We start from the raw sequence: 1,847 nt of genomic DNA on the forward strand, positions 1-1,847 counted from the left end.
GTTGAGCATCATGCGGCAGCATCCCTACAAGGCTCGCACTGAGACAAACCCATCTCGGCCGGGTTGAGGTCGGGTGCGTAGGTGGGCAGCTGGAAGACCGTGAGCCAGTCGCGGTCGGCGATGGAGCGGCGCACGCCGGCGGTGAGATGGGTGGTGAGATGGCCCCAGACCAGCACGATCGGGCCGCCGAGCTGCTGGTGCGCGCACTGGATGAGGTCGCGGCAGTCCTTCCGGGAGAAGCTTGTGCGCCCGTCGGGTCGGGCGTCCGGGCAGGGCCGGTAGATCAGCCGGGAAGGCTCGTCGGGCTTGTAGCAGACCAGGGCGGCGACCGATCAGCGGCGGCGGGAGCGGCCTCGGACGCGGACCACGGGGGTGTGGCCGCGGCGGGACCAGGTGCGGGTGGTCGGCGACGGCACCGAGAAGCCGGCCTCGTCCTCGACGACGAGCCAGGCGTCGAGCGCCGCCCCGGTCCTTCCCCGCTCGGCCAGGTTTCCTTCACCCAGCCGGCCACCGCCGCCTCGTTGCGCTCGATCGCGCGGCGGGCGGGGATCTGGCAGCTCCGGCCGTGCCGCTTGAGCAGGGCGGCCACACTCTGGCCGGTGTAGCTCTGGTGGAACCGGCGCCCGATCAGCGTCTTGATCCGCGACAGGGTCCAGGGTTGGTCCGGCCGGCCGTGGGCCACCGGCCCTTTGAGCAGTGGCAGCGAGGCCGGGCCCTTCGCGGCCAGGGCTCTCGGTCCGCCCTGTGAGCAGGCCTTGCGCCGGCGCTGCACCGACCGGACGCTGAGCCGCAGGTCGTGCGCGATGACCGCGTTCTCGTCGCCGTGCCGGAACCGCTCGGCCGCCTCCATTCGTACCTTCTGGCGGAAGGCCCGGCGTTCGTCGGTCAGGCCACCGCCCTGGGGATACCTCATGCACTCGAGATACCGCAGGGAGCATGGGCCGTCAGCCCTACCGACACCACGCTTTGAAGGTCAGTAACCGGGGAGTTCCTGCTGTGTTCCGCGCCGCCTCGTGATGAGGCATCTCCGATGTGGGGTGCTCGGAGGGCCTGTCGGGTTCGGCTGTGAGTCCCTGGGGCCCTCCGCTTCGAGCCGGGATGGACGGGCTCGGCGTGACTCTTGTGGGGGGAGCGCTTGCTACCTGATGGAGTGTCAGGAAAGTCAGCGATGAGTCAGTGCGAACCCTGCTGGAGGATCCGAACCTGGTAAAGCATGCAGGTGGTTGAATCGCTCAAAGATCGACGGCTGGCCGGGTAGGGCAAATGGCGCTCATGTGAAATTGTGCAGGTTTTCCTCGCGTTGCCTTGCCCCTGGCGTGCGGCCCTACCAGCCCCCTCGGGTCTGCCGTCCGAAGAGGATGCCGCCCGGCTCGGGTGGTGGGGGAGTGCCCGGTTTGAGGGGCCAGGCGATCAGCATGCCGACGACGAAGCCGACCACGTGGGCCGCGTAGGCCACCGTTCCGGCGCCGGTGACGCCCGCGCCGGCGGAGTAGGCCGCCTGCAGCAGGAACCAGAAGCCCAGGACGATCCAGGCCGGCAGCCGCAGCGGCAGGAAGATCAGGAAGGGGACGAGGACCCAGACGCGGGCCTTCGGGTAGAGGACCAGGTAGGCGCCGAGGACGCCGGCGATGGCGCCCGAGGCGCCGATCAGGGGGGTGGTGGCGTTGGGGTTCGTGAGTGCGAATCCGTATGCGGCCGCGTAGCCGCAGACCAGGTAGAACAGCAGGTACCGCAGATGGCCCATGCGGTCCTCGACGTTGTTTCCGAAGATCTGCAGGATGGGTATTACCGCACCCATGAGGGCCGGGCCTGTCAAGAGGCGTAGACGGTCCCCGCCTGCGGCTTTC

Annotated in this window: 3 protein-coding genes; all 3 read right to left on the minus strand. The window is 69.2% G+C overall.

All coding sequences use genetic code 11. From position 1 onward, the window contains the following. Positions 1-8: 8 nt before the first annotated feature. Positions 9-176, minus strand: coding sequence for a transposase (locus ACFP2V_RS38775; protein WP_461091588.1), 168 nt, complete (start codon positions 174-176; stop codon positions 9-11). A gap of 107 nt (positions 177-283) precedes the next feature. Further along, positions 284-913, minus strand: coding sequence for a winged helix-turn-helix domain-containing protein (locus ACFP2V_RS38780; protein ID WP_461091586.1), 630 nt, complete (start codon positions 911-913; stop codon positions 284-286). Between the two features lie 411 nt (positions 914-1,324). Continuing rightward, on the minus strand, positions 1,325-1,847 hold a 523-nt coding region (locus ACFP2V_RS33695; RefSeq protein WP_381219077.1), incomplete at its 5' end, for a rhomboid family intramembrane serine protease.

Source organism: Streptomyces incanus (genome assembly GCF_042656345.1).
Classification (GTDB): domain Bacteria; phylum Actinomycetota; class Actinomycetes; order Streptomycetales; family Streptomycetaceae; genus Streptomyces; species Streptomyces incanus.

Bases quoted from the DNA above. Each gene is read 5' to 3' on its own strand.
- ACFP2V_RS38780 (WP_461091586.1), bottom strand. From the start codon at position 913: ATGAGGTATCCCCAGGGCGGTGGCCTGACCGACGAACGCCGGGCCTTC.